The organism is Rhodococcus sp. P4_F5 (genome assembly GCF_056401315.1).
The window spans coordinates 1-26,359 of record NZ_JBFUJP010000044.1; the positions used below are offsets into that span (position 1 = coordinate 1).

24 protein-coding genes and 1 pseudogene are annotated in these 26,359 nt (G+C 65.4%); 7 read left to right on the plus strand and 18 right to left on the minus strand.

Annotated features, from left to right (window positions below; translation table 11 throughout):
- On the minus strand, positions 1-1,674 hold a 1,674-nt coding region (locus AC1DU4_RS17300), incomplete at its 3' end, for an oligosaccharide flippase family protein (RefSeq protein WP_477841833.1).
- A 173-nt stretch (positions 1,675-1,847) separates the two neighbouring features.
- Between AC1DU4_RS17300 and AC1DU4_RS17305 the strand changes: the two genes are divergently transcribed.
- Positions 1,848-3,065 carry a glycosyltransferase gene (locus tag AC1DU4_RS17305; protein ID WP_477841835.1) on the plus strand — a complete coding sequence of 406 codons (1,218 nt, stop codon included), beginning with the start codon at positions 1,848-1,850 and terminating at the stop codon, positions 3,063-3,065.
- A gap of 40 nt (positions 3,066-3,105) precedes the next feature.
- Entirely contained in the window at positions 3,106-4,935 is a 1,830-nt protein-coding gene (locus AC1DU4_RS17310; protein ID WP_477841837.1) for a glycosyltransferase, read from the plus strand.
- A 48-nt stretch (positions 4,936-4,983) separates the two neighbouring features.
- Here AC1DU4_RS17310 and AC1DU4_RS17315 read toward each other — a convergent pair whose 3' ends face one another.
- The 10 genes and pseudogenes from AC1DU4_RS17315 to AC1DU4_RS17360 form a co-directional block, all read right to left on the minus strand.
- Positions 4,984-6,240, minus strand: coding sequence for a hypothetical protein (locus AC1DU4_RS17315; protein WP_477841839.1), 1,257 nt, complete (start codon positions 6,238-6,240; stop codon positions 4,984-4,986).
- Positions 6,241-6,306: 66 nt separating this feature from the next.
- A complete protein-coding gene (locus AC1DU4_RS17320) occupies positions 6,307-7,668 on the minus strand; it encodes an O-antigen ligase family protein (protein WP_477841841.1) in 1,362 nt (453 codons plus the stop codon).
- A complete protein-coding gene (locus AC1DU4_RS17325) occupies positions 7,665-8,429 on the minus strand; it encodes a hypothetical protein (RefSeq protein ID WP_477841843.1) in 765 nt (254 codons plus the stop codon). The genes AC1DU4_RS17320 and AC1DU4_RS17325 overlap by 4 nt, the downstream gene beginning before the upstream one ends.
- A 25-nt stretch (positions 8,430-8,454) precedes the next feature.
- The gene (locus AC1DU4_RS17330; RefSeq protein ID WP_477841845.1) at positions 8,455-9,834 is read right to left on the minus strand and encodes a Wzz/FepE/Etk N-terminal domain-containing protein; all 1,380 of its coding nucleotides are present in this window, start codon (positions 9,832-9,834) and stop codon (positions 8,455-8,457) included.
- Positions 9,831-10,826 carry a hypothetical protein gene (locus AC1DU4_RS17335; RefSeq protein WP_477841894.1) on the minus strand — a complete coding sequence of 332 codons (996 nt, stop codon included), beginning with the start codon at positions 10,824-10,826 and terminating at the stop codon, positions 9,831-9,833. The genes AC1DU4_RS17330 and AC1DU4_RS17335 overlap by 4 nt, the downstream gene beginning before the upstream one ends.
- 81 nt (positions 10,827-10,907) lie before the next feature.
- Positions 10,908-11,159: pseudogene (locus AC1DU4_RS17340) on the minus strand (Wzz/FepE/Etk N-terminal domain-containing protein); the annotation flags it as partial.
- Positions 11,156-11,911, minus strand: coding sequence for an SGNH/GDSL hydrolase family protein (locus AC1DU4_RS17345; RefSeq protein WP_477841847.1), 756 nt, complete (start codon positions 11,909-11,911; stop codon positions 11,156-11,158). The pseudogene AC1DU4_RS17340 and the gene AC1DU4_RS17345, both read right to left, overlap by 4 nt.
- Positions 11,912-11,925: 14 nt before the next feature.
- Entirely contained in the window at positions 11,926-12,624 is a 699-nt protein-coding gene (locus AC1DU4_RS17350; RefSeq protein WP_477841848.1) for an SGNH/GDSL hydrolase family protein, read from the minus strand.
- Positions 12,621-13,721 carry a glycosyltransferase gene (locus tag AC1DU4_RS17355; RefSeq protein WP_477841850.1) on the minus strand — a complete coding sequence of 367 codons (1,101 nt, stop codon included), beginning with the start codon at positions 13,719-13,721 and terminating at the stop codon, positions 12,621-12,623. The genes AC1DU4_RS17350 and AC1DU4_RS17355 overlap by 4 nt, the downstream gene beginning before the upstream one ends.
- A 20-nt stretch (positions 13,722-13,741) precedes the next feature.
- Positions 13,742-14,290: an LbetaH domain-containing protein gene (locus AC1DU4_RS17360; protein WP_477841852.1), complete on the minus strand. Its 549-nt coding sequence runs from the start codon at positions 14,288-14,290 to the stop codon at positions 13,742-13,744.
- Between the two features lie 141 nt (positions 14,291-14,431).
- Here AC1DU4_RS17360 and AC1DU4_RS17365 point away from each other — a divergent pair, with 141 nt between their 5' ends.
- Genes AC1DU4_RS17365 through AC1DU4_RS17375 form a run of 3 tightly spaced genes read left to right on the plus strand, consistent with a single transcriptional unit; the run spans position 14,432 to position 17,930 of the window.
- Complete coding sequence (locus AC1DU4_RS17365) at positions 14,432-15,703, plus strand: hypothetical protein (RefSeq protein WP_477841854.1); 1,272 nt, start codon at positions 14,432-14,434, stop codon at positions 15,701-15,703.
- A complete protein-coding gene (locus AC1DU4_RS17370; protein ID WP_477841856.1) occupies positions 15,700-16,614 on the plus strand; it encodes a glycosyltransferase family 2 protein in 915 nt (304 codons plus the stop codon). Before AC1DU4_RS17365 ends, AC1DU4_RS17370 begins: the two co-directional genes overlap by 4 nt.
- Positions 16,611-17,930, plus strand: a complete 1,320-nt coding sequence (locus AC1DU4_RS17375; protein WP_477841858.1) for a lipopolysaccharide biosynthesis protein — start codon at positions 16,611-16,613, stop codon at positions 17,928-17,930. Before AC1DU4_RS17370 ends, AC1DU4_RS17375 begins: the two co-directional genes overlap by 4 nt.
- On the opposite strand, the gene AC1DU4_RS17380 is transcribed toward AC1DU4_RS17375, so the two are convergent.
- Together AC1DU4_RS17380 and AC1DU4_RS17385 are read right to left on the minus strand one after the other, a co-directional pair.
- A complete protein-coding gene (locus tag AC1DU4_RS17380; protein ID WP_477841860.1) occupies positions 17,921-18,577 on the minus strand; it encodes a serine acetyltransferase in 657 nt (218 codons plus the stop codon). The genes AC1DU4_RS17375 and AC1DU4_RS17380 overlap by 10 nt on opposite strands.
- Complete coding sequence (locus AC1DU4_RS17385) at positions 18,577-19,188, minus strand: YdcF family protein (protein ID WP_477841862.1); 612 nt, start codon at positions 19,186-19,188, stop codon at positions 18,577-18,579. Before AC1DU4_RS17385 ends, AC1DU4_RS17380 begins: the two co-directional genes overlap by 1 nt.
- Positions 19,189-19,328: 140 nt before the next feature.
- Between AC1DU4_RS17385 and AC1DU4_RS17390 the strand changes: the two genes are divergently transcribed.
- Entirely contained in the window at positions 19,329-20,657 is a 1,329-nt protein-coding gene (locus tag AC1DU4_RS17390; RefSeq protein WP_477841890.1) for a glutamate-1-semialdehyde 2,1-aminomutase, read from the plus strand.
- Positions 20,658-20,676: 19 nt separating this feature from the next.
- On the opposite strand, the gene AC1DU4_RS17395 is transcribed toward AC1DU4_RS17390, so the two are convergent.
- The gene (locus AC1DU4_RS17395; RefSeq protein WP_477841864.1) at positions 20,677-22,032 is read right to left on the minus strand and encodes a polysaccharide pyruvyl transferase family protein; all 1,356 of its coding nucleotides are present in this window, start codon (positions 22,030-22,032) and stop codon (positions 20,677-20,679) included.
- Positions 22,007-23,212, minus strand: a complete 1,206-nt coding sequence (locus AC1DU4_RS17400) for a class I SAM-dependent methyltransferase (RefSeq protein ID WP_477841866.1) — start codon at positions 23,210-23,212, stop codon at positions 22,007-22,009. The genes AC1DU4_RS17395 and AC1DU4_RS17400 overlap by 26 nt, the downstream gene beginning before the upstream one ends.
- A gap of 59 nt (positions 23,213-23,271) precedes the next feature.
- Between AC1DU4_RS17400 and rfbC the strand changes: the two genes are divergently transcribed.
- Entirely contained in the window at positions 23,272-23,814 is a 543-nt protein-coding gene (rfbC, locus tag AC1DU4_RS17405; protein WP_477841892.1) for a dTDP-4-dehydrorhamnose 3,5-epimerase, read from the plus strand.
- Between the two features lie 19 nt (positions 23,815-23,833).
- Here rfbC and AC1DU4_RS17410 read toward each other — a convergent pair whose 3' ends face one another.
- From AC1DU4_RS17410 to AC1DU4_RS17420, 3 genes are read right to left on the minus strand one after another with little or no spacing between them, the layout of a single operon-like run.
- Positions 23,834-24,871 (minus strand): NAD-dependent epimerase/dehydratase family protein, encoded by a 1,038-nt coding sequence (locus AC1DU4_RS17410; RefSeq protein WP_477841868.1) that lies wholly within the window; start codon positions 24,869-24,871, stop codon positions 23,834-23,836.
- Position 24,872: 1 nt separating this feature from the next.
- Positions 24,873-25,523, minus strand: a complete 651-nt coding sequence (locus tag AC1DU4_RS17415) for a PIG-L deacetylase family protein (protein ID WP_477841870.1) — start codon at positions 25,521-25,523, stop codon at positions 24,873-24,875.
- Positions 25,520-26,314 (minus strand): glycosyltransferase family protein, encoded by a 795-nt coding sequence (locus AC1DU4_RS17420; RefSeq protein ID WP_477841872.1) that lies wholly within the window; start codon positions 26,312-26,314, stop codon positions 25,520-25,522. Before AC1DU4_RS17420 ends, AC1DU4_RS17415 begins: the two co-directional genes overlap by 4 nt.
- Positions 26,315-26,359: the final 45 nt, after the last annotated feature.

Consider the following 26,359-nt stretch of genomic DNA (forward strand, 5'->3'; position numbering starts at 1 on the left):
ATCAGACACGGGCGTACGTCGTGGCCGGAAGTCCGCCAGTCGCCGTGGCGAGGACGCAAGGAAGAGGATGATCGGTTGGTCGGCGATACGGGCGGGGAGCAACTCGAGCAGGGGCTCACCGGCTGCCGCGATGTAGACGATCAGCCCGACGACACCGCCGACCGCAAGCCTCGCGATCGGAAGGTTAAATCCTCCGGTCGCCAGTAGCGCGCAGCCAGCGGCCGCGGCGGCCGCGAGGCACGGTCTCGACACAGCCCGCAGCATTACGCCGAGGCCGGCACCGGTACTGCTGTGGATCGCAATGAGGTACATGGGCAGGGTCACCACGCCGGCGACGAGTATGTGGCCGACCGCCACCCCGAGAATTCCGTTCAGTCGGACTCCGGCGATCAGGGTCGGAATGAGGGTGACCAGCGCCACGGCCTGCACCACGAACATCGACACAGTATGCCCCGACGCAAGCAGAATGTTGTCGAACAGCAGGGTGAGAACGTAGATCACCCCGTACAGGGCGAGCACGCTCGCGACGGGCGCGGCGGCAAGCCACCTTCCGCCGTAAAGCGTTTCGATCAGCGGCGAGGCGAAGGCGAAGGTGAATGCCGCGATCGGGCAGGCGACGAGCGCCACGGTCCGCACGGCCCGCGAGACCGTCGCAGTCAGGTCGCCGCCCGCGTGGCGCACACCGGAAAATGCAGGTAGCACAATCTCGTTCATGACTGCGCCGAGTACTGCGGTAGGCCACGAGCAGATGTTGAAGGCCAACATGTAGTGCCCCAGCTCGGTCGTCGACAACGAACGTCCGACAATGACGAAATCGATGTTCAGGACCAGTTGGGACAGTACGCCGCCGACCGCTGCCGGCACGCCGAAGCGGAGCAACGGCACGACGAACTGCGATTGCCAACCCGGACGGTACCGCTTCTCCAACGACAGCAGAATCGTGATGCCGACGACCAGGTGACCGACGACCCGAGACCACGCAAACGCCACGGCGCCGTTGCCGACCGTCGCGAGCAGCAGCAGCGTGATGGTGCTGGCCACGAATGCGAACGCGTTCGCTCGGAACGTCACCTGCTGTCGAAAAGTCCGTTGGATCTGCGCCACCGGAACGGCTAGTATCCCGGTCAATGCCACGGCGATGGCAAGGATCCGGATCGGTCCCGCAGCCTGTGGAGTGCCCAGCGCAGCGGCGAGAGGGCCGGCGCCCAGAATCATCGCGGCGGCGGTGCAGCAACTGCTGGCGATGGTGAAGGTCGTCACCGTCGGAGCAAGCCTGTCCGCGTCGAGATCCCTGCGTCCGACCGCGGATCCAACGCCCCAGGCGGCGACACAGACAACGAGCCCGTGGACCGTGATGGCCAGGGCATAGACGCCCAACTCATCGGGTGCGATTATCCGGGCAACGACGATCATGACGAGGACGTTGCTGAAGCGGACCAGGATTGCGCTCGCCCCAGTCCACAGGGCGCCTCGGCGCGCGCGCAGGGCGAGTGTGGTCGATTGTGTGGCGGCGTCCGATACGTGCGGATTCTCGGGAAGTCGGGTTCCGCGTCTCGGTGTGGTCATCGCGGCCCGATTCCCATCGGGCAACCCGACGCGTGGATCTGGCAGTCCATCGGACTCCCCTCCGCTATCGCCGCGGGGCAACTCCACGCACCGCATCCCATCGTGCATGGACGGGGCGAGAGCTTTGGGCGTCTCGACGCCGCGGTGTCCTCAGTGCTCCTTCCACAGTGACGTTACAGTCGGTGGCGTTCACTCGACAAGGAACTGTTCAGGATTGATCTCGACTCCCACAAGCCGGTGCGGGTATCGTTCGTGGTGCTCGGTGTCAAAGGGGATTCGTTGTGGCAGAGACCGATTTGCAACACGAAGAGGCTCGTTGTGCGGTGTCGATCGTGTGCGTATCGAACAATCCCGAAGTTCTCGGGAACTGCCTGGCCAGGTCGGTCGGTGAGCACTTGTCGGCAGCTCCCCAGACGGAGTTGATTGTTGTCGAGAACTCCCGGGGTGAGTTTGCGACCGCAGGCGACGCTCTCAACCACGGGGTTAATCTGGCACGAAACGACGTATGCGTCTTCGTCCACCAGGATGTGTATTTGCACTCCCTCACCCGGCTGGAAGAGTTGGCGGCAATCCTGTCAGGGAAAAGTGAGATCGGGTTGGTCGGTGCAATCGGCACAAACCGGGCCGGTGTGCTCGAGGGGCAGATTCGCGATCGGACCGTGCTGGTGGGGAGGGTGTGCGAGGACCTCGTCGACGTTGACAGTGTCGACGAGGTGCTGTTCATGGCGCGACGGGACACGCTCGTTCGGGAGCCGATTTCCGCCGATTACGCCTTGGCATGGCATGCCTATGCCGTCGAGTACGGCGCCCGGATGAGGCGGTTGGGCCTTCGGGTCGTTGTGGGGCAGATTCCCCTGACCCACAACAGTCTCACGATCAACCTCGCGCACCTGGAAGACGCTCACCTGCATGTCGGGCGCCAGTATCCAGAACAGGCTCCGATGGTGACCACCTGCGGACTTGTCGGTGGCGGCACTCGGGATCGCCGTCGGCTCCTGGCCCGGCATCGGTGGCGGTACCGGTGGCTACGCGGTACATGGTGGGCGTATTCGGCTCGGCGGGTGGCGGGGCGGCTGCGGGTTGTGTTGGCGGACATTAGGTTCGACATCGACGGTGTCCTCGACGACTGTGGTGAATCGAAGCTGACCGTCATCGCACTGGAGCCGAAAGACGGTATTGATTCCGGGTTGGCCGAGCCGGTGTCGCTCGACCGGCGCGGCCGGGAATGCTCATTCGACGTAGCCGATATCCAGGGCCTGCGCGGGCGGCTCGCGAGGAGGGGGACGCGGGAGTCCGTGCTGCTGACAAACCTCGACACGGAGGCGCTTTCACGCTTGCGGACCCTCCTGGGGCCGGACGACACCGTCATCGGATTCGCTGAGTCGATCGGCTACTGGTCGATTGTGGGACCCGCATCGCGGGGGATTCCAGATCCCTGGCGGCAACCTGCGGCGAAGCCCCTTGGACTGCACGTGGATTACCTCCCTACAGGGGGTTGAATGTCCGGGACAGACGTGACGATTGAGGGCCGGTGAGTGGGTGTTCGCCGCAGTGGACGAGCACGCCGACATCGCTGTTGTGGTGGTGACCTACAACAGTTCATCCGACGTGTTGCGGCTGATCGAGGACCTGAGGTTGGTCGCCCTCGACCGCCCGATTCGAGTTGTCGTCGTGGATAATTCGCCGTCCGACGACACCGCGTCCGCGGTTCGTGCACACGCCGATGTCACATTCGTCGACGCGGGTGGCAATCTCGGCTATGCCGGCGGAATCAATGCGGGGTTACCGTACGTGCGCGACTGCGACGCCGTTCTGATCCTCAACCCCGACCTGACATTGGGGCGCGGCGCGGTGGGTCGTCTGCTCGGTGCGCTGCGTGCCGACGAACGAATCGGTGCGGTGGTGCCGTGCATTCTCGACGAGACGGGCGCCACCTACCCGTCAGTTCGTCGGGAGCCGTCGCTGTCGCGATCGGTGGGTGATGCCGTCCTGGGCGGTCATCTTCGGTGGAGACCCGGATTTCTGGCTGAAACCGACCATCGACTCCGGAACTACGATGTGGCGCATGATGTCGATTGGGCCACCGGTGCGGCGATCCTGATTCGGGGGGCATTGGTACGCCAGTTGGGGGACTGGAATCTCGAGTACTTCCTCTACTCCGAGGAAACCGACTACTTCCGCCGGGTGCGCGAGAACGGATACCGGGTTCGGTTCGAGCCATCGGCGGTGGTGACGCACCGCCGTGGCGGATCGGGGACCTCACCGGCGCTTGACACCCTCATGGCTGTCAACCGTGTCCGCTACGTCGAACGGCATCACGGTCGGCTGTTCTCGGTGTGCTTTCGGGGTACGGCGGCCCTCGCGGAACTGCTGAGGTCATACGACTCGGCTCATCGTCGAACGCTCGCCGTACTGCTGAGCAGGCGTCGTTGGTCCGAGTTGCCTCACTCCACCCAGCATGCCCCGGAGGGGGAGCGGCTGACAGGTCCACTGCGGCGTGGTGCCGTAGTTGTTCCGGCCCACAACGAGTCGGCGGTGATCACCCGCACGCTCACCGCGCTGAGCAGGGCGGTGGTGGACGGATATTTCGAGCTGATAGTGGTGTGCAACGGTTGCTCCGACGACACCGCGGACGTTGTTCGCGGCATCCGGGGAATGCGGGTGGTAGAGCTGGCGCACGGGTCGAAGCCTGCCGCCCTCAACGCAGGAGACGAGGAAGCCACACTGTGGCCGCGACTCTATCTCGATGCCGACATCCGGATCTCCGCGGAAGCTGTCTTGTCCGTGCTGGACCGACTCGAGGCGGGGGACATCCTGGTTGCGCGCCCCACGTCACGGTACGACGCGGCCGGCGCCAGCGGCATGGTCCGCAGCTATTATCGTGCCCGGCAGCGTATTCCGCAGCACAAGACGGCCATGTGGGGGGCCGGTGTCTACGGTCTCAGCGAGGAGGGTCACGAGCGCATCGGGCGGTTTCCCACTGCCACGGGAGACGACTTCTTCGTTGACACCCAGTTCGCGGCAGGAGAGAAAGCGGTGGTGCCCACTGTCCCGTCCGTGGTCACCACACCAACGAACATCACCAGTCTCCTTGCCATCCTCACCCGCTACCGTCGTGGCAACGTCGAACTGCTGGCCGACGAGGGGTGGCGGGAGGCGGGGCGAGCGCCGTGGCCAGCGCCGGAGATTGCGCGCGCGGTGGTCGGTTCGATCAGCGGGCCGAAGTCCGCCGTCGACGCCGCCGTCTACCTGGGAATGGCCGTCGCAGCACGGTGCGCTGCCACGGTCGCCGCGGCACGTGTTCGCAGCGGTGTGCTCGCGGCGGCGAGGTGGGAACGCGACGACAGCAGTCGAACGATGCCATCCTGACTGCCTTCTTGACCGTCCTCCTGGCGGGGATCGCGTCACGGTGCCGTGTCAGGACAGCCCGCACCGATCTCCGTTGATGCGGTAGAGATGGATCGAATCACCGTCTGCGAAGTCGTCACGGAAGATCCGGTTCTCGATCGGCAGCGTCCGATTTTCGTCGATGACCTCGACGGTGGTTGGAGCTTCACAGGCCACGGTGAAGGTTGCGGCTGACGGCTGGGTCTGGGTTGACCCGGCGAAAACGTAGAAGTGTCCGTCGTGCCATTTCGTGGAATGGTCGACCGGGCCGGTCGATCGGACGAACCCGTCGACGAAGGGCGCGTTCAAGACCGGTGCCAGTCGGGTGACTTGCTGGTTGACCGCTGCAAGGTCGCCTCGTATCGCATCCCCGCAATGATCTCGCAGTACATTGTACGACTGACACGGACCGCCGAAGCTGTGCACGAAGTAGATGATTCCGCGCGCCCCGTTGATGATGCTGCTCCACACCGCTGCCCGGATGTTCGGGCCCGTGATGTCGCTGTCGGAAGCCTCCTTGAAGGGCTGCCCGACTTCGACGAAATTCCACACGGGCATCGATGCTCTGGGTTGAACGAGTGAGCGCACATGTCGTGTCGTGAGGCCGTAGTTGGCGGCGAGGCGGCAGTCCGATCGAGTCAGATCGGCTGTACCGTTGTTCTTCAACGCGCCACCCTCATCGGCTCGGCAGATATTGCCGTCGGTGAACCAGTAGTTGTCTACCGAAACCAGGTCCTGATAGTCGCTGACAAATCGCTGGGCCTCTTCCGCGGACTGCCAGAAGGTGACTCCCTTTCCGTAGTTCGAATACACCATGACCTGCCGAGGAATCCGATCCCGGAGCTCCGCCATCACGGCGTATCCGCACCCTTCCCCTTCCGGATTACAGATAGGGACGTCCGGAGGTGTTCTTCCAGTCCACTCGGCATCGCCGGCGCCGGCCCACATGTCGACCTCGTCCGCGGTGAGCTGGGCCGATGCGCGTGGGTCGGGCGTGTCGGTGATGGCGAACATTCCATTGGCCCTGATCAGATCCAGGTTGCTGTCCGATGTTAGTTGCACATACGTGTTCACACCGATCGCGCGATCCACGGCGATGTCCTCCGGCGACTGTGTGTCTGTGAACCACACACCCAGCGGAAAGAAGTCGGCTGAGGTTGGGAGGGGGTTTACGAAGCGACTGTAGTAGTCATCTCCCCCGTCAATCGGCCGCAGGGCCGGATTGTTCGGTTCGATCGGGATGTCGACATCGGTCTGCGCGCACGCTGTGCAGGCCAGGAGCGCCACTGTAAGAACGGGACTCATCAGGGCACGAATTGTCATTCGGCGATACGGCACGATGGAGACCTCGAGTCATTGTGCATTGGGAAGAGTCAGAGCGGACCTGTCGGACACTGGCACTGAGAACGTCGACCACAACTGGCCCAACAGGATAAAGAAGATCAGTGTCACCTGCTGAAATGAGAACAGATCGAAGGTGAAGCTCGACACGAGAATTGCGGCCAGCATCGATCCGATCGCGTATACCTGGTCGCGCTCGCGTCGCGACCTGACGCGTCGCAATCCCGCCGCGATACCGAAGCTCACACTTCCAACCAACAGGATCATGGCAGCCGCGCCCACCACACCGCCCTGGACGACCGCCTGCAGCCACTCATTGTCCAGGAACCGGAAGGCGCCGGGCGGTGACGCACCGAGTCCGATGCCGAAAAGCGGATGTGCCCTGAATGTTTCCGATGCTGCTGCGTAGTCCTCGGTGCGGCTTAGGATGCTGGGGTCTTCTTCCGATCCCGTGATCGTGCGCCATAGCGCATCAACGGTGTCGGGAAGGAGCATGACGTACCCGACGAATCCCGCACACCCTACGACGACCGCGGTGCATATCTGTCGCACGGTGCAGGCGAACATGTAGACAAGTAGCGCGGCTCCCATGGCGAGAAGACCCGTCCGCGAGACTGCCGCCGGCATGGCGATCAACGCCATGCCGCAGGCAATGACGGACAGTACGTGCGTCACGCGGTGCGTGGCATATCGGGCGAGATGAATCGTCAAGGGGACTGCGATCGCGGCCAGCACGGAGAACTCGATTGGATGTTGGGAGGTGCCCACTGCCCGGATCGTTCCCTGGCGCCGCGACAATTCGAGGATCTGTTCGTCGAGATTGAGTACGAATCCCGGGGGCCGGAACAGGAGTCGGAGGTCGATCGCCAGGGTGCTCTGTAGGATCGCGACGAGGCAGGCAAATGCCAGTCCCGTTGCGAGGCATCCGAGTATGAAGGTCCGCTGCCGGATCGTCTTGACGCGATCGAGTGCATAAAGCGCTACCCCGACATTGGCCGTCAGGTTGATGATGGCACGGGTCTTGTTTGATTCGACGAGGGTGTTTCCCACGTGGAGCAGGCCGACGGCGTAGATCACGAGATTGAGCAGGAAGTACAGGACCAGCAGGACAGCGCCGGGATTTATCGTGTGGCGGGCAGGCATTCGTCGAACCAGGACGAATCCGAGGATCGTGAGCGCGAATAGCGCGACCGCGACCATTCGTGCTGGCGAACCGTTGCTCTTCAGTGGGCCTGGCAGAACGACGAACGCCGGCAGTATCGGGATGAGAAGGCATAGAAATCCGAGAAGCCACGGAGTCCGCTCTCGTAGTCCGTTACCGGGGGCAACATCCTGCTCGGTATCGGTGGGCGACAGTGAGCCTGTTGCGGTCATGAGGTGTCTGTGGAGCTCGAGGTGGCCCGAGTGTTCCCGTTCGAGCCTTGGCTGGACAGCTGGGGGCCACCGGGTCTGACGGCGGCGCTATCCACCATGTTGGCGTCGGGGGGACGCGCCTGCGTCCTACGGCGGCGGCTGAGCAGGACGTCGGCAACGACAGTGACCAACACTGAAAGTCCGGCTCCGGCAACGAACAGCGCCATAGTGGAACGGGTACGGGTCGGCATCGCACCTATGGGGTCGCCAGGCGGGGACACCACGAACGACGACACCATCTGGTCGTCGGGCACGTTGGCCTGCTGTTGCAGGGTCCGCAGGGTCACTTCGGTCTGTGCTGTGACCAACTCGAGCGTCTTGGGCACTGTGGCGGGGTCCGGAGAGGACGCTTCGACCATCACGAGAGGTAGCTGAGGGTTCGGCGGAACGATCGGGAATACCTTGGCGCTGTAGTCAGGCAAGCCTCCCGCCGCGATGATCCGGCCCACGACGGCAGGATCCTTTAGACCCAACGCGGTCAGGTTGGCCACCAGAGCCGCGCCGCCGATGTCCAAGAGGCCATTTCGGCGCACCTCGTTGGACAGCGGGCCGGGTGTGTCCATCCGCACGCTGGGAGGAGAGAAACCGATGACGGTGTTCGCGTAGTACACAGGCTTCGCAGAACTGTACGCATCGTAGCTGAACCAGGTGGTGACGAGCAGCAGCGGAAGCAGGATGTACCAGCGTCGGAAACATGCTCTCGTGACGTCGAAAAGGTCCACGTCATACTCCCTCTGGACGCAGTGGCTACCGGTGGACGGATTTCGAGTTCCCACCCACGATCGACCTGCTGTGATGGGGTGGGCCAGTTTCGTCGTGTTGGTGTGCCCTGTCCAGGTCGGTGGCACGTGAGTCGACCTCGGAACCGGTGCACACCACCACCCCTGTGACGGATGTTGCAACGTCCCGCAGGCGGGCGACCGCCTGGACGAGGTCGCGACGCCGAGTCGTGCCCAGACGGATGACGATCAGTCCTCCGTCGACGCACTCCGCGAGTGACGATGCCGTGGGATTCGACAAGAGTGATCCCGCATCCAGGATCACGTTGCGGTAGCGGGAACGCAGATCGACCAGCACTCGGTCCATGACGGTCGACGCCAGAAGTTCCTCAGAGCTGTCGGTCCGGGACCCGGCAGACATCAAGTCCGGGAGCGCATTCCGTCTCACGTGGATGGCCTGGTCGATCGGCGCAGCCCCGAGTAGGACGTCAAACAAACCGGGGACGCCGTCCTGGTCTGACGCCCGTGGCTGCGTGTGGATCACGATTGCTCCCGCGCCGTCCCGAGACATTGCCTGCCCCAGACTCATCGCAACCGCAAAAGCATCGGTGTTCTCTTCGCCTGCCACACAGGCGATCATCCATATCTGGCAGTCACCGGGCGAGGTGTCTGATCCGGGTCGAGTCAATCTCAGGCGGGCCCGCAGCCGCAGGTATCCTTCGCGCTCCCGTGCATTTGTCGGGGTCGCGACGACCGACCCAATCACGGGCACGCCGGCCACCTCGGCTGCGCGATCCGGTGTCCGAAGGACGGGATCGGTTCGGCTACGGATCCACACCGCCACAGATGCCGCCACCACACCTGCCAGCAGTCCGAGAACACCGAGCAGCCACCGTCCCGGCAGGCGTTCATGCGGAATGCTCGCCGTGGACACCACACTGGTCTGCACCCTCTGCCCGTCCACGCCGGTCGGTGTCTCGAGCGTGTTGGTGTACACAATGAACTCGTCGGCGAGGGTATCGGCCAGCAGCGTCGCCTGCTCCGGTGAGGTGTCGGACACCGCAACGTCGATCAAGCTGGTCCGGGGCGGGACGATGGTCGCGTTCACCTTGGTCGCGAACTCGTCCGCGGATTCGTTCAGTCCGAGTTTGTCGACCACACGTTGGGTGACCGCATCGCTCGTCATCAGTGCCACATAGGAATTCACGCGTCCCGACACCACGTCGTCGTTCTCGTAGGCGGTCGCGGTCGTCGAGCCGTTCAGGGTGACGAGTAGCCGTGTCGAGGACACGTACTCGGTGGGAGTTGCCACCGATGCGGCAACAGCGAGGGCGACGCACACGGCGACGACAGCCGTGAACAGTCGCCAATAGCGGCTCACCGCACCGAAAAATATCGCCACGTTCATCGGGATACACCTGCCCCTTCCCTGGACGCCCAGCGTGCGTGGCCGGATGAACCGGCTCGTCCCGTTGCGGCGTGTAGACCGACGATCCCCGTGACCGGAACCGGTGGAACCAAGCTGCCTGCCTCGCGCAGCTCGTCCTCTGTGGTGGTACCGAACCGAACCGCCATGACAAACGCGTCCGAACCATCGGCGACGTCGGTCGTCGCGACAGCGGTCCGCAGCGGGGAGCAGAGCAGCACCACCCACTCGTAGCGGATGCGGAGCTCACTCACGAGGTCCGACAGGGCTTGCCGATCGACCAGGCCGATCGGCAAGCCTCTCGTGTCGCCCGTCGTCAGCAACGGTCCGTGGGGACCCTCGAACACCACAGTCGCCACGGATGCGCGGCCAAGCAGCACGTCCGCGACGCCGGGCCGGCCCGGGTCGCCCGTCAGCCGTGTCAGATTGCCCGAACCGAGGTCGAGATCGACGAGGATCACCGAGTGGCCTCGACCGTACATGGCGGCAGCAAGGGCGAGCGCTACCTCGATGGCGGCGGTCCCGGTCGAAGGCTCGCAAATGGCGATGACGCCGCTGTCGTTGTCGCCGAGTGCGGTTCGCAGTCGGCGCCACAGCATGCCGGCGTCGTCGGCGACCGAACCCGATCGACGCGAGCCGATGGTCCCGAGGACGGGCAGGCCGCAGATCCGAGCGGCGTCCCGAGGATCGCGCACCGAACGATCGAAGATCGAACGCAGCACCGCACCAAGCGCCCCGAGCAGTGCGCCTGCCGCCGTGGCTCCCAGCAGGACCCACGCCACCGGTACCCCCCATGCGAAGGCATGAGCCGGTGTGTCGGGCGAATCGATGACGACGAGTTCGGCGCGAGGCACGAGTGATTCCGGCACCGCCTCGAGTGCCCGCACGGACTGCGAGAGCACGGACACCGCCGCATCTGCGGCCCTTTCGGCCTCTGTCGCGGTCGAGGCGGTGACGGTGAGGTCGATCAGCACGGTGCCCGGACGGGCCGAGACGGACACGTTCTGGGCGAATTGGTCAGGGAGCATGTCGATGCTGCCGTAGTCGACAACCCTTTCGGCAAAGTCGGAACTACGGGCCAGCTGCGCGTAGGTCCGCGCGCGATTCTGAGCATACGAGTCGCCCCCGTCGACGACGAGGCTGATGTCGCCGGGGGTACGGATGAAGAGGGTGGCGCTCGACCGGTACGTCGGCGGGACCAGGAGCAGGAGCACGACGGCGGCCCCCAACCCGAGCAGCGCTCCGCCCGCAACCAGTCGCCAGCGTGCCCGCAGGATGCAAAGGTAGTCGGTCACCACGGCATTCACGGTTGCTCCCCGACACGGTTGGCTCCGACACCGTGGGCTCGAAGGGCCGCCGCCAGTCCGTCCGCGAATCGTCGGACACCGGTCGTGTTCGGGTGTATGCCGTCCGGACCGAGCAGCGCCGTGGTGTCCTCACTGGAGAACGTCTCGGCAACGGGGTCGAGGAACAGCACACCTGCAGCCGCAGGGTCGGCCTTGAGACTCGCCATGAACTCGTCGTTGAAACCCAAGTCATCGTCGGGGTGGGCGAGATAGCGCGGCCGGAGCACTATCAGGGTTGCCTGGGGCCAGGCACGACGCGCCTCGGTGATCGTATGGATCATCGCCTTGCGGACGTCGTCCCTCGGGGGGAACAGGTCGTTGCGTCCGCCGTCGAGGACGACGACGTCGGGTGCGTAGCGGGTGGTCAGCGTCGGGATGCGTTCGGCGAACGAGGTGGACGCGCCGACACCGGAGTCGACGGGAAAGCGGTTGGCGGGACCCCCGCTGATGTAGCCGGTGCCGACGACAGCCGACAGTGCACACAACCGATCGATCTGGGTCGCAGCGAGGCAGCCGTAGGAGAGTTCGGCGACACCGGGGCCAGCAGTATAGGAATCGCCGAGGAACAGAACGGCAGGGGGGAATTCGGTTCCGGCGCCGTGCTGCTGGACTACACGGTTGGGGGAGTTGGCGGTGGCGGGGGCAAAGATCTCGGGGGTGAGGATGACTGTGGTGCCGATCAGCAGTGGTACCGCGGCTGCCAGCAGTGCCACGCCCTGTCGCCGCCTCACCGGTGTACCACCGAACGGATCCAGTCGATCATCCTGTCCGCGAGAACGGACTGTCCCTCGTCGGTCGGGGCCGACATCTCAGGCTGCATCAGATCGGCGGTCAGCCAGGGCGGGTCCGAAGCGTCGGTGTACGGCACGCCCAGGGCCTGCGCCACCGAGCGAACCTCGTTGGACACCCAGGTCACTTCCGCCGGTGCCGGCGCCGCGTACCAGGTCGGCCCCACGACCAGGGGCCGTTCGCCGCCGAGGACGACCTTCCGGATCGCGTCGGTGGCCCCAACCTCGATCGGTCCGGCGGGGACCGGCCCGGCCTCGTCCGGTTCGGGGTCGGCGAATCCGGTGTCCTCGAGTCCACCGACGATCAGGATGATGTCGGGTCGCGATGCCCTCGCTCGGTCCACCTGATAGGTGAACGCGTGCCCGCCGGCGCCGTCGGCCGCGTAGCCGGACCCGGGCAGCGCGAAGTTCGAGACCGTCCATCCTGTGCGGTCGGCCATCAGGGTGGGCCACACCTCCCTGTTCCGGCTGCCGGCGGAGTAGTCGTCTCCGACCACCGCGATGTGCAGGCGGGTCGTCGTCGCCGCTGATCCGTCTCCCGATCTGTTGATCGAGGTCGTCACGAGGGCGCTCGCCAGGACAAGGGCCGCCGCCGCCGCGGTGAGGGCGACGGCACGGGGAACCGTTCGGAACGTCATGACCGGTTCGCGATCACATCGGCATAGGTTTCGGACAGTTGCCCAGCGATGGCACCCATCCCGAAGTCCCGCCGAGCGATCGACCGTCCGCGGGCGCCCATCTCGGCTGCCCGGGTCGAGTCCGCGAGCAACGAGCGAACCGCCTCCGCCATCGCGGATGGTGTTGGAGCTGCGATGATTCCGCAGTGAGCGCGGATCACGGTCGCCGCGAGTCCGCAGTCGTTCGACACCACGACAGGTATACCCACGGCCATCGCCTCGAGCACCGCCATTGGGTACGGCTCTCGGGCCGAGGGGAGCACGAACACACTCGCCGCCGCCATCCGGTGCGGAACCTGCGCCGAGTCGAGCGCACCCTCCCACCTGATCCGTGGATCGGATCCGATGGCCGTGCGGACCGCCGCCCCCTCGCCCTCGTCGGGTCCGACCAGTGTGAACCGGGCCCGGACGTCGTCCTCCAGGAGCGCGTGTGCCATGCGGACGAATGTGGTGGGTCGCTTGCGCCGGTGGAGGCGGGCCGCGAAGAGCACTTCCGGCATCGCGGCGTTGGTGGCGGCGCGGGGCAACCGCGGCACACCGTTGCGCAGGTTGACCAGTCGAAGCCCGTTGCCCCCGACCGACATCAATCCGTCGCATTCGTCGGACGTCAGGTAGAAGACGGTACCGGCGTCGTGGAGCACCCGCCGGGTCCAGACGGCATCGAGGGGGCGCGCGAGCGGGTGCCTGGACGGCGCGACCATTCCGTGTGTCTGCAGGACATACGGAATTCGGTGCCGCCGGGCAGCCAGTGCGACGGGGAGCACGACGAGATCCCGCCCGAAATGGATGTGGACCAGATCGAATCCGCGACGGTGCCGACGGAACCACCGGTGCAGTCCGGGGGCGCCGTGACCCGCGAATCCGGTCCCGGGTAGCAGGGTCCGGGACGGGAACAGGCGGACCGGTACACCGTCGACCTCGGTGGGGACGGTCGAGTACCCCCGCGTGGCACCCGCGAGGAGGGGGTCCACTCCTGTCGACTCGAGCGCGGCGCACTGGTTCAGCGCCACGCGAGCCGGACCACCGTACGCGCCGTCCGGGCTGATCAGCGTAACCACCTGAAGTATCCGCACCGCGCTCAGCCGGCCGTGACACTTGCCTGAGGCGGGCGGACGAGGCTGTCGGGCGGGATGTCCGTGGACACCACCGAGGTGGCACCGACCACCGCGTTGCTGCCCACCGTCACCCCGCGCAAGATCACCGACCGCGTGCACACCCATGCACCGTCCTCAATCACGATCGGCGCATTGTCGTACTCGAATACCGGCGAGAACCGGTCGTGACTGCCGGTGCACAAGTAGGCATGCGGCGAGATGCAGACATTCGACCCGATCGCGATCCGGTCAACGTTGTACAGGTCTGCCCCTGTCCCGATCCAGGAATCGCATCCGATCGACAGTTTCCACGGCCATTGCACGTTCACTCGGTGCTTGATCAGCACGCCGCACCCAATGTCGGCTCCGAACCACCGCAACAGCGCGCAGCGAACCCGGTTCGGGCACCAGACCTGGGTAAACACCAGAGTCGAGGTTGCTACCCACAGTGCCTGGGGAAGCGCGCCGCGGCCCTTGTCGTAGGAACGACGGCGCAGTGCTGCCAACGATCTCGTCGATCGCGAATCAGTCATGCGCACCTCCCCGCCGATGAGCGGTTGGTTCAGCAACCAACGTTACGAGATCGGCCCCCAACCGTGTCAAGAGTCGCTATTGTTTTGAGGTTGGACTCCGCGGATCAGGCCGGCTTGCATGGGGCGTGGAGGGGTGAGCCCATGACCGATATCGGAATGGCTCCCGGCCGCACGTATAGCGAGCGGCAGGAGGAGCGCAGGGCTGCCGTGGGGCGGGTACTGGTGTTCGTGCTCGGGGCCAGCTCGCTCGTGCCAATCGCGAACTTCACTGTCACTGGGTTGTCCCTGGTTTGCCTGGTGTTGGTCCCCGCGTTCCTGCTGCTGACGCACCGCGGAGTCGATCTGCTTCCGCTTGTTCTCGCGGCGCTCGGGTGGGTCTCGTTCATCGCCGCGTGCCTGATCAACGAGGTCAGCCTGCTGTGGCCCAATGCTGTTGCTCCGGCAGCGTTCTCGCTGTATCTGATCGGGTTGACCGTGATCACCGGCCGCCGACTTGACGAAATCGCGACCGCGCTTGCGGGCATCGCCGCGGGCACGGTGGTCTTCTTTCTGCTGCGCGGCATCGAACTGACCAGGACCGGCAGATTCCTCGACCTGTGGAAGTATGGCATCGCGCAGGCGGTGACGATCCTTCTGTTGTTCGTGATGACCAAGTTCGTCAGGGCGCCTCGGTGGGCGTTCCCGACGGTACTCGTCGTGGTGGGTCTGGCCAGTCTCGGCCTAAACTACCGGTCACATGCGCTGGTGTGTCTGATATCCGCGGCGATCGTGGGCACCCGTCAGGTCCTAGGCACCAGAATCGCACGCGGGTGGCAGCTCGCAGGGATCGCGGTGTTCGGGATGCTCTTTGCGTACCTGATGCCGATCGTCGCCCGGACCGGTCTGTTCGGTTCTGCTCTGCAGCACAAGACGATCGAGCAGCAGGCTACGGGTCTGCCGATCCTGCTGGCGGGCCGCACAGAGCCCCCCATGACGCTGACCGCGATCCTTGAGCGGCCACTGCTCGGGTGGGGAAGTGCAGAGAAGCTGACGCCGGAGGTGTATACCGCGGCCGAACACCTCGCGGTGCGCATGGGCTTCCCGGAGACTTTCCCGTTCGATGCCTACTGGCGGCTGCCGGTGCAGGAGTACTCCGCGCTCCACTCCGTGCTGCTCGGATCGTGGGCCGAGGGCGGCCTGCTCGCGATCCTGTTGCCGATGTGGCTTCTCGTCGCATGTGCCGGCCTGATATGGAACTGTGACCGTTACGGAATCTGGCTTCCGCTGGTGGTAGTCATTGCAGTGCAGGGGATCTGGGACCTGCTCTACGAGCCGTGGAACTACAACAGCCTTCCCGTGTTTGGCTGCATCGCGTTGTTCTTCCTGGCCGGACATTTTCCGTCGAGGTCGGACATCGACCGGCACCCGCCGTGAGCAGGCCTCTCGGCCCGTTCTTGCCGCGGGTAAGTGTCGTCATCCCGACGACGGGGAGGGACACGCTCACACGTGCGGTGCAGTCGGCTCTCGATCAGTCGTATCCGGTGGCCGAGATTGTCGTCGTCGCAGACACCGACGTCCAACTGCGCCTGCCGGTCGAGGGGCGCGTGGTCGTGGTCCGGACGGCCCCCGGAGGGCGGTCCGGGCAACACAGACAGCGAGGGATCGATGCCGCGAGCGGGACTGTGATCGCACTGCTCGACGACGACGACGAGTGGCACCGGGACAAGCTCGCACGTCAGTTCCGGCAAGTCGAAGCGTACGCCGGGGCGCGATGGGTGGTCGCGTCACGTGTGCTCGTCGAGGGTCCCGGAGTGCGTCGGGTCTGGCCGCGGCGATTGATCGACCCGCACGAGTCGGTGACCGAGTACCTGTTCCGCTTCACCGACCTGCGAGTCGGCGGAGCGATGCTGCAGACCTCCACGCTCTGCTTCCCAACCGAGATCGGACGTGCGGTGCCGTGGGACGACGACGGGGACGCGCCGCACGACGAGCCGAGTTGGTTGAGGCGCGTGCAGGCGGCGATGCCCGGGTTGGTCGTCATTCAACTACCGGAACCGCTCGGGACCTACCATGTCGGTGGTCACTCCCTGTCCCGTAGCGCCCGGGACCGTACCGACGAATACGTCGACTGGGGACTGCGTCATCTGGGCAGCGAGTCGCCGCGGGTGCGCGGCGACTACCTGTGCACCAGCCCGGTCAGCGCGGCGGTCTCGGCCCGCTCGATCGCAGGAGTGCGGCGGTCGGTCGCGGCGGCCTGGCGGCACGGCCGTCCGGGGCCGTGGGCACTGGCCTATGCCGGGCTCAACGCCGTCCGGATCGTGATGCTGAAGGTCCTCCGCGAATGACCGTCGAGTCCGGCAGGTTGGCCCCCGGGGAGCGTCGTGCCCTGGTGCGAAGCACCGTGTATCGCATCGTCGGCACCCCATTCGTCGCTGCCCTCGGATTGGCGAACACTGCGATCATCGTCCGGGAGACCGGCGAGGCCGTGTACGGGTTGGTCGCGCTCGTGGCGACCGTGACGTTGCTGTTCCCGTTCGCGGACCTCGGTATCGGCGCGGTCGTGCTGACCGCGAGTGCGCAGTTGACCGGCCCGGACCGGGATCCCGCAGCGGTGGACGTCATTCGGCGCGCATACCGGGTATTGGCCGGGGTCGCGCTGGGACTGTGCGTCGCGGCGGGTGTGGTGATGGCGACGGACACCTGGGGAATCCTCGTCGGCCTTTCGACCGGACCGGACGATCGGTGGGCGATCACGGTCGCCGCCGTGATCTTCGCGCTCACGGTCCCGGGCGGACTTGGTGTCCGGATCCTGATCGGGATCGACCGGAACCAGCTGGCGACCCTCGTGATGATGAGCAGCGCGGCATTCGCCCTGCTCGTCACCGCGGTGCTCTGGGTGCTCGGCGCCGAGGGGATCTGGTACGTCCTGTCCTCGCTCGGCGGGGTGCTCATCGCGCATGTCTTCGGAACTGTGCTGGCGCTGTCGCTGTCCGGTCTCGGGTGGTCGGCATTCGCCGCGGTTGGCGAGCATCGGCCACGCCTGTTGGAGGGCAGTCTCTGGCTGTTCCTCGTCGGGGTGGGGTTGCCGATCGGGCTGCAGACCGGCAGGCTCCTCCTCGCACACCTGTCCACGGCGGAGGAGTTGTCCCGGTACGCGCTGACGGCGCAGATGTACGGCGCCGGGTGGGTGGTCCTGTCGACCGCAGCTCTTGCTTACTGGCCGGTCTTCGTCAAGCGTCGCGGCGCGACCAGGGAGACAGTTCGTATGTGGTGGCGGCTGGTAGCGCTGTGCGCGGTCACGGCGGCAGTCGGTGCGGCAGGGCTTACGCTGTTCGGGCCGTGGGTGGCATCAGTGCTGTCCGGCGGGCACATCGAGGTCTCGGCTGGCCTGGCGCTGGGGTTCGGTGTGCTGTTGGTCGCCCAGGCGCTTCATCTGCCGGCCAGCGTGCTGTTGACGCGGCCGCGTGAGGCGAGGTGGCAGGCCGGTTGGGTGGCGGTGATGGCGGTGATCAGCCTTGGGTTGGGTGCGGCAGCGGCCGGTCCGCTCGGAGCGATCGGGGTGGTGTGCGCTGCGGCGCTCGGTGTCGTTGTGGCGCAGGTAGTTCCGGATCTGATGTGGGCACCCAAACTTGTTCGGCGGCGGCCTGCCGATCAGTCGTGAGCCGGTGGTCGGTCTCGGAACAGGGGCTGTGCGAGCGGGGCAACCATGGTCTCGCCGGCCGCGACGTCGTGAACGACGGTGGCGTTCGCACCGACGGTCACTCCGTCATGCAGCGTGATCGGGCCCAGCACCACCGCACCCGCCCCGACCCGGACGTGGTCGCCGAGGGTGGGACGCCCGGTGGCATCGTGACCGATGGTGACCTGTTGATTGATCCAGCAGTGACTTCCGATGGATTCCGCGGTGACGATCGTTCCGACACCGTGCTGGATGAACAGGGCCGGCCCGATCCGGGCCGCGTCGAGCGTCAGGGTGCGCTCAGGGCGATAGAGGGTCCGCAGCAGCATTCGTGAGAGTGGGTGCAGGTCGTCGAGTCGATAGTGGACGAGGGTGCGAAACTCGGGAAGTGCGCCCGCCAGGTAGGAGAAGCGGGAGTATCTGTCGAGCGCACTGAGGTGGTCGGCGTTGATGCACTCGATCCACCAGTCGACGTCCGCGACGACCATGTCGGCCTCGTCCGACCGAGTTGCACTCCACCACAGCGGGTACGCCCAGATTCGGGCGAACCGCAGCAGCATCTCCTGCCGGTGCGTGAGCAGGAGTCTTCTGGTGAGTTCGCTGATGTGGTGGGACGGTGCTGACCGCATCAGCAGCCTCTTTGCAGAAAGGATTTCACATAGCCGGCGGTCTGGTAGATGTACTCGAATGCCCACCTGAGTGGGGATGTGGCGCCCGGGCTCGCGACCATGGTCAACGCTCCGTCGTAACAACGCTCAAGTATGTACCTTGCCCGGGAGATGTGCGGAGTGGCGGTGACCACGATGACATGCTGCCACTGGTGCTCTGCTGCCATTCGCCGAAGTGCCCGCGCTTCGCCTTGAGTTGTCGGCGGATCGGGAACGAAGCAGGTCAACTCAATTCCCGGTTGTGGGGTTCGGCATGCTTGTGTCAACCAGGTGTTGTCTGGCCCGTATGGATCCGAAAGAACTACTTGTGGCGCCCACCCCTCGACTCCCAGTTCGATCCCGTACGGAAAGCGACTCCAGTCGTATCCACCCAGAACGAGTATCGCGTCTGCGGGCCGTAGGGGATCGGCCTGCGGTCGTATGTACACCGGGAGTCCACAGGTGACTATGGCAACCACCATGGCGCAGAATGCGGACAGAATGCGCCGGCGTCGGCGTGTGCCGCCGGAGATCCGACGCTGGCCGCGTACGTGCTGCTCTTCATCGTTCACGCTTCCCACCACGCCAGTCATCGGTGGCCGCCGATCGGACGCGTCGACCCTCTGGAGACATCGCACCAAACCATTGACCAGGGTATACCGTCGACATGGAGACCGCCCTCAACTCGACCCGTGGCTGTGGAGGCATCCATGCAAATCACATCGAGACGGCCATGAGTGCCATTGCATTCGATCGATCGAACCGACTGCAGGACCGACTGCACGAGCTGGTTCCGGGCGGTGCGCACACCTATGCGCGTGGGGCCGACCAGTACCCCGAGCGCATGGCGCCGATAGTGGCCGGCGGGTCGGGTGCCATGGTGTGGGATGTCGATGGAAACCGGTACGTCGAATACGGAATGGGTCTGCGGTCGGTGACCCTCGGGCACGGCTACCGGCCGGTGGTGGAGGCGGTCTGCTCGGCGATCGCGAACGGAACGAACTTCACCCGGCCGACCGAACTTGAAGTGCTTGCGGCCGAGGATTTTCTCCGAATCGTTCCAGGCGCAGACATGGTGAAATTCGCGAAGAACGGTTCTGATGCGACCACCGCGGCAGTCCGGTTGGCGCGCGCGTACACCGGTCGCGAACTGGTCGCAATCTGCGACCAGCCCTTTTACTCCACCGACGACTGGTTCATCGGCAGCACCGAGATGGACAGCGGAATTCCCGACGAGGTCGCTGCACGCACAGTTCGATTCCATTACAACGATCTCTCTTCGCTCGCCACCGTGCTCGATGCGGCGCCGGTTGCCTGCGTGGTGCTCGAAGCCGCGACCGCGCTTGCCGAGCCGGCACCTGGATTCCTCGAAGGCGTGCGCGCTCTGTGTGATCGACACGGCTCGGTACTCGTCTTCGACGAGATGATCACCGGTTTCCGTTGGTCGGAGCATGGCGCTCAGGCCACCTACGGAGTTCGACCGGACCTGTCGACATGGGGAAAGGCGATGGGCAACGGGTTCCCCATTGCGGCGCTCGCCGGCCGACGCGAGTTGATGGAACTCGGCGGACTGAGAACCGACCGGGATCGGGTCTTCCTGCTTTCCACCACGCAGGGGCCCGAGACCGGTGCCCTGGCGGCATTCCGAGCCGTGGTCGCGGCATACGAACGTGAACGGCCGATCGAGCGAATGGAGCAGATCGGGACGGTCCTCGCCGACCGGGTCAACGCGGTGGCCGCTGAGCGAGGTTTGTCGCGGTACTTCCAGGTGACAGGTCGGCCCTCGTGCCTGATCTTTGTGACTTCGGGGCCGGACCTCGTTCCGTCGCAGGAATTTCGCACCCTCTTCCTCCAGGAGATGATCCAGCACGGTGTGCTCGGACAGTCGTTTGTCGTTTCGGCTGCGCACACCGACGAGAACATCGAGCACACCGTGACGGCAGTCAGGGATGCGCTCCTGGTTTATGCGCGAGCGTTGGACTCGGGCGGGGTCGAGGGGCTGCTGCGGGGCCGGCCGGTTGCACCCGCCCTCCGGCGTCGGGCAGACCCACGCCGAATGTGAAGGACTCCGGTACCTACGTTCAGGTTCGTTCGAGTCGGCGCGACTCGACCAACTCGAAGACATGCGCGAAAGCCTCTTTGCTGGAGTCGATCTGGATTCTGGCTCGTGCGCGAAGCGCGCTTCGCGCATCCGCTGCCTGCGCCCACGCCGAACGGATGGAACTGGTCAGTCGCTGAGCGAGCTGTGGATCATTGAGATCGACCAACTCCAGTCCTCCTCCGAACATGTCGCCGAGTCCGACGAACTTGGCGTCGTAGTAGGGCGTTGACGACAGTGCCACTACCGGAATTCCTTGTGACAGTGCGAACACCGCGAGGTGGTAGGCGCCCGTGACGACGATGCGGCAGGTTGACACGCGGCGTGCCACGGCGAGTGGATGTACGAAGCGGCCGAGCGGTCGCACAAGTCCGGGGGCATGGCGGACGAGTGGCAGTGTCGAGCGGCGATCCTCGGAGCCGTTCTCCGAGATGACGAGTGGCGCGATTCCGGCGCCGAGGTCGCGGGCCAGCCCCCGAATCACCAGTCCGACAGTGCTTTGGCTTCCTGTTGCCACCGAGGAGTATCCGGCCACACGAAGGCAGAACCCGAGCTTTGTGCCGATACTGTCCGTTCGTGCGGCGTACGCGAGTTCGATCGCATCGTCGCCGCTCACCATCGTGCGATCAGTCGGCATTCCGATCTGGTCGAGCAATCCGGGCCCGTTCACCCGTTCACGCAGTGCGAAGAAGCCCACATGGGGCAGCGTCGCAGCCACACGCGCCATGAGTGCAGGGTCGTTGATGGGGCCGAAGCCCTGCCCGACGAGAGCGACAGGAACGTCATGGCTGCGGGCGTAGTCGATCAAGCCCATGGCGCGGCGGGTCTGGATGACATCCGCGTCCGTCAAGTAGCCGCCGCCCAGGCACAAGACCAAAGAGGCGCTCCGCACAGCCGCTGCACAGCCGTCGGGGATGTGACCGTCGGCGTCGGGTGGAAGCATGGTCGGACGGGACCCGATGACCTCTCGGAGCCTGCACATGGTGCTCCGGATCTTCCGTTGAATTCTGTCTGCCGTCATGGTCGACAGGAGAATCGCAGGTCCGGCCATTCTGGATCCGAGCCGTGCGGCGGCCAGTTCGATACGACCGGGCTCAGCCCATGGCCTTGTGTCGTGCCCGGTAATTCCCTGGGCATCTGGGAAGTACGCGGACAGGAGTGCCGGGGTCTCCGTGAGAACACCGATGCGTGCGTTTGGCCAGCGCTCGCGGATTCGTCTGATTGTGACTGCCATCATCGCCAGGTCACCGTTGTTGCGCAGCCAGTATTCGCTGTTCTCGATGACGACTCGGATCTCGGAGTCGTGTTCGTCGTCATGTGTGGTGTGGCAGGACGACATCTGTTCCCCCTAAGTGTGATTGGCAACGTCGACCCCCGATGTCATTTCGTGCGGGTTCGCGAACGGATATGCCTCGGACGTGGGCTGGATCCTGGATCGGCCAGTCGATCAGCCAGCGTCCGCTCAGAGTTGGCAACTGGCGCTCCAATTCCGGCAGCAGGTCGGGCACTGTCAGCAACACTCGATCAGGATCGGTGGCGAGCAGTTGCGCGGGGGAGACGATGGGGATGTCGGTACCAGGCATGCGCCGGCCCTGCTTGGCCTCGGAGGCATCGGCGACCGCGTAGATCAGTCGGTGATCGAGCGCAGCACGGTGCAGCAGCGACACCGCCCGGGAGGCGGCTCCGTAGGCGAGGACACGCCGGTGGTCGCCAGCCATCGACTCGAGCCAGCCATGGAGGGCTGTGACCTGTTCGTCCGCAGCACCTTGCAGCTGTCGGACAGTAGCCGGATCGGTCACGCCGAAAGTGCTCTCCTCCCGCAGGATCTGCCGAACGGTGACGGATACTGCCGCGTCGCTGCCGTGCCGCGCGGCTGCCAGCGTGGTACCGCCGTAGAGCGGGAACTCCCAAGCGTCGGCGATGCGCATACCGACGTCGTCGAGCAATCGTGACAGTGCGGTCATCGAGTAGTAGGCGAAGTGACCGTGTCGCAGCGCATTCCACTGTCTATGTCGAATGATCGTCTGCAGGGAATGGAACTGGACGAGCAGGACGCCGTCCTCGGCGGTTGCCTTCGCGCGATCACGGAAGGCGCGACGCTGGTTCGGCTCGTGCATGAGACCGAAGCAGTCGAGGACCAGCGAGGCCGGGGTGTCGGGATCGGCCGCGCGAAATCCCCGTTCGGTGAGCAGGGGCAGCCAGCTTCCGCCGTGCGGGCTGCCGAACTCGAGCACTGTGTCGCCGCGCAACCATCCTGCTCGCTCGAGGGTGCTGACCGCGTCAGCTGCTTGGTCTTTCAATGCCTGCGGCTCGACACCGCGTGGTTCGTCGGTGGTTGTGTCGTCCTCGGCGAGTTGGGCGAGCCCGCAGTCACGGCACAGTTCCATCGCCAACGGGTGGGACGCCTCGTCCGGAGATACCGGGGTCGAAGCGAGCGGAAAGTGATCCGCGGCCGGCACACGACCGAGGTCGAGTACCCGGTCGGTGGCGGTGGATCCGCACCCTCGGCATTGCATCACGTTCCTCCGATGTCGCCGGATCGGTGGAATCGAGGGCCGTGGGGGAGCAGGATGGGCGTATGCACGTCGAAAAGGCCGACCTCGCAGATGTTCTGGTGTTCCGCCCCGAGCCGTTCCGGGATGACAGGGGGCTGTTCACTCGCACGTTCGATGCGCGGGTAGGCGAGCAGGCAGGGGTCGAGACGGCGGCCTTCGTTCAGGATTCGCAGTCTCGCTCGGTGCTCGGCGTTATCCGTGGAATGCATGGACGTTCGGGGCGAGGTGAAGCCAAGTTGGTGCGTTGCGCGAACGGGGCGGTGCACGACGTGCTGGTGGACATCCGTCGAGAGTCGCCGACCTTCGGCGCGCAGCAGGCCTTCATGCTCGACGACGTCGAGTTCCGGCACCTGTACGTCCCGCCGGGGTTCCTTCACGGTTTCCAGGCGCTGACCCCGACCGCGGACGTCTGCTATCGGATCGACCGGCCACACGACCCCGCCGAGGACGTTGCCGTTGCCTACGACGACCCCGACCTCGGCATCGACTGGCCGTTGCCGGTCACTCTTGTCAGCGGGAGGGACGCCAGTGCCGGTCGTTGGTCGGACCTTCTCGAGACACTCTGACAATGACACGTCGCTGACCTCAGCCATGGCGAGCGCCGACGGTCTGGAATCGGAGTGACTGGTCGACAAGCCCTGATGTCCTGAGGTTTTCGAGGTGTGCAAGTCGGACGAATCGCCGGGTGAAGTCCGCTTCGGTCAAGCCTGCGGCCAGGTACTCCCGGCAGAGTTCGGCGGCACCGTCCGGGATGCTCCACGCCGCCTCGAAGCCCAGCGCGCGGCGGATGGCCGAGAAGTCCACCCGGTACGAACGCAGGTCGGGTCCGCTCTCCCCGGTGATCAGCAGCCTCGACCCCGGCACCACGTCGACCACGGCTGCGGCGATCTGCGCGACGGTGAGGTTGTTTGCTTCCGTGCCGACGTTGAACGCCGAGCAGTGCACAGCGTCGATCGGCGCGACCAGGGCTCGGGCAAACGCCGACGCGATGTCGCGCGCGTGCACCAGCGGCCGCCACGGCGTTCCGTCGGAGAGCACCCGAACCTCGCCTGTGAGTACGGCATGCCCGACGAGATTGTTCAGCACGATGTCCGCACGCAGTCGCGGTGAGAATCCGAAAGCGGTTGCGTTGCGCAGGAACACGGGGGAAAACCCGGAGTCGGCGAAGGTCGCGACGTCGTCCTCGACCCGGACCTTGCTCTCCGCGTACGGCGTCAACGGGTGCAGCGGCGCGCTCTCGGTGACGAGGTCCTCGCCCCCCGCGCCGTACACGGAACAGGTGGACGCGTACAGGAAGCGCCGGACGCCGGCATGCTTGGCGAGTCGCGCGAGGCGAACGGACGCATGGTGGTTGATGTCGTAGGTGATCCGGGGCGCGAGGGCCCCGAGCGGATCGTTCGACAGCGCCGCCAGGTGGATCACGGCGTCGAATCCCGACAGCTGGCTCTCGCTGACATCACGGATGTCGACCTCGATGCCCGGGGGGTCGGCGGGTGCCGACCCGAGAACGCAGTCGGCGAACAGTCCGGAGTCGAGTCCGACCACGTCGTGGCCGGCCATGCGCAGAACCGGGACCATGACGGTGCCGAGGTAGCCCTGGTGACCGGTGACGAGAACCCTCATGTCACACCCCTCCGAATCGGATCATCGACTTTTCCATCACGAACGCCTCGGCGAGCGTTCGATGACACTGCACCCCGCGCAGGCGTGCGAGGCCGAGGAAGGCGCTCTCGTCGAACCAGTCGTGCTCGGCCTGTGACGGGTAGTGCTTGAGCAGGACACGGGCCTTCTCCTCCGCGACCTTCTTGGTGAGTGGGTGGAACACCGTCGGCCGGGGCGTGTCCGATTCCCACTTGAGGATCTCGTAGCCCAGTACGAGGTGGTCGCGGAAGACCGTCGGTACCAGCTCCGCGAGCAGCCGATGGTCCTGGTGCGCATCACCGCGTTGTGGTGCGAAGACCACATCGGGGGCAACCTCTTTCCGGAACAGCTCGAGCGCGCCCTTGATCGGACCCCAGTACTCGGGTGCGTGCCCGTCGGGGACGTCCAGGACGGTGATTTCGATATCTGCGTCCGGACACAGCGCCGCGAGTGCGTGGCGCTCCTCGATCTCGCGCCCCGAATCTTCCCCCGACAGAACGAAGGCGCGGACCCGTAGGTGCGGGATCGCCGTGGCGAGGGTCAACAGGGTGCCGCCGACCCCGATGGCGATGTCGTCGCAGTGCGCCCCGAGGGCGGCGACCTCACCGATGGTCGAGGGATGCAGGTCGATCATGGCTGTGGGACGGGTTGTGAGTGGTCCCAGACCGTCCACGGGTGGTCGCCGTGGGCGTAGCTGTCGTCGAGTTCGGCGCGCTCCTTGAAGGTGTCCGCGGGCTTCCAGAAGCCCTCGTGCCGGTAGCCGAACAGCCGGCCCTGCCCGGCGAGGGGCTGGCACACGTCCGCGACGAGGTCTCCGCCCGGCGGCAGCAGATCGAAGATCTCCTGGCTGAGCACGAAGTATCCGCCGTTCTCCCAGATCGGGAACTGGCTGATCGGGGTGATCTCCTTGATCTCGCCGTTGTCGGCGACGTTGACGCAGTGGAACGAGGACTGCGGTGGGACGACCAGGATCGACGCCGCGGCACCCGATTCGTGAAACTTCTCGACGACCAGATCGAGCGGGGCGTCGGTGAGGACGTCCGCGTAGTTGGCGAGAAAGTAGGGGTCTCCGTTCAGATGCCGGCGGACCCGGCGCAACCGTTCGCCGATGGCGGATTCGAGGCCGGTGTCGACGAATGTGATCGACCAGTCGCTGATGTCGGTGTGCAGCAACTCGACCCGGTCGTTGTGGAGTACGAAGTCGTTGGACTGCTCCTCGTGGTAGTCGAGGAAGAACTCCTTGATCTTGGCGGCTCCGTAGCCGAGGCACAGGATGAACTCGGTGTGGCCGAAATGGGCGTAGTACCGCATGATGTGCCACAGCAGCGGGCGGGGACCGACCATTTGCATGGGTTTGGGAATTTCGTCACTGCGGTCGTTGCGCATGCGCATCCCGTATCCGCCGCAGAACAGAACGACTTTCATGCTGGTCCCCTCCCGGTGGGTTGGTGGATGTCGGCAGTCGCGTCG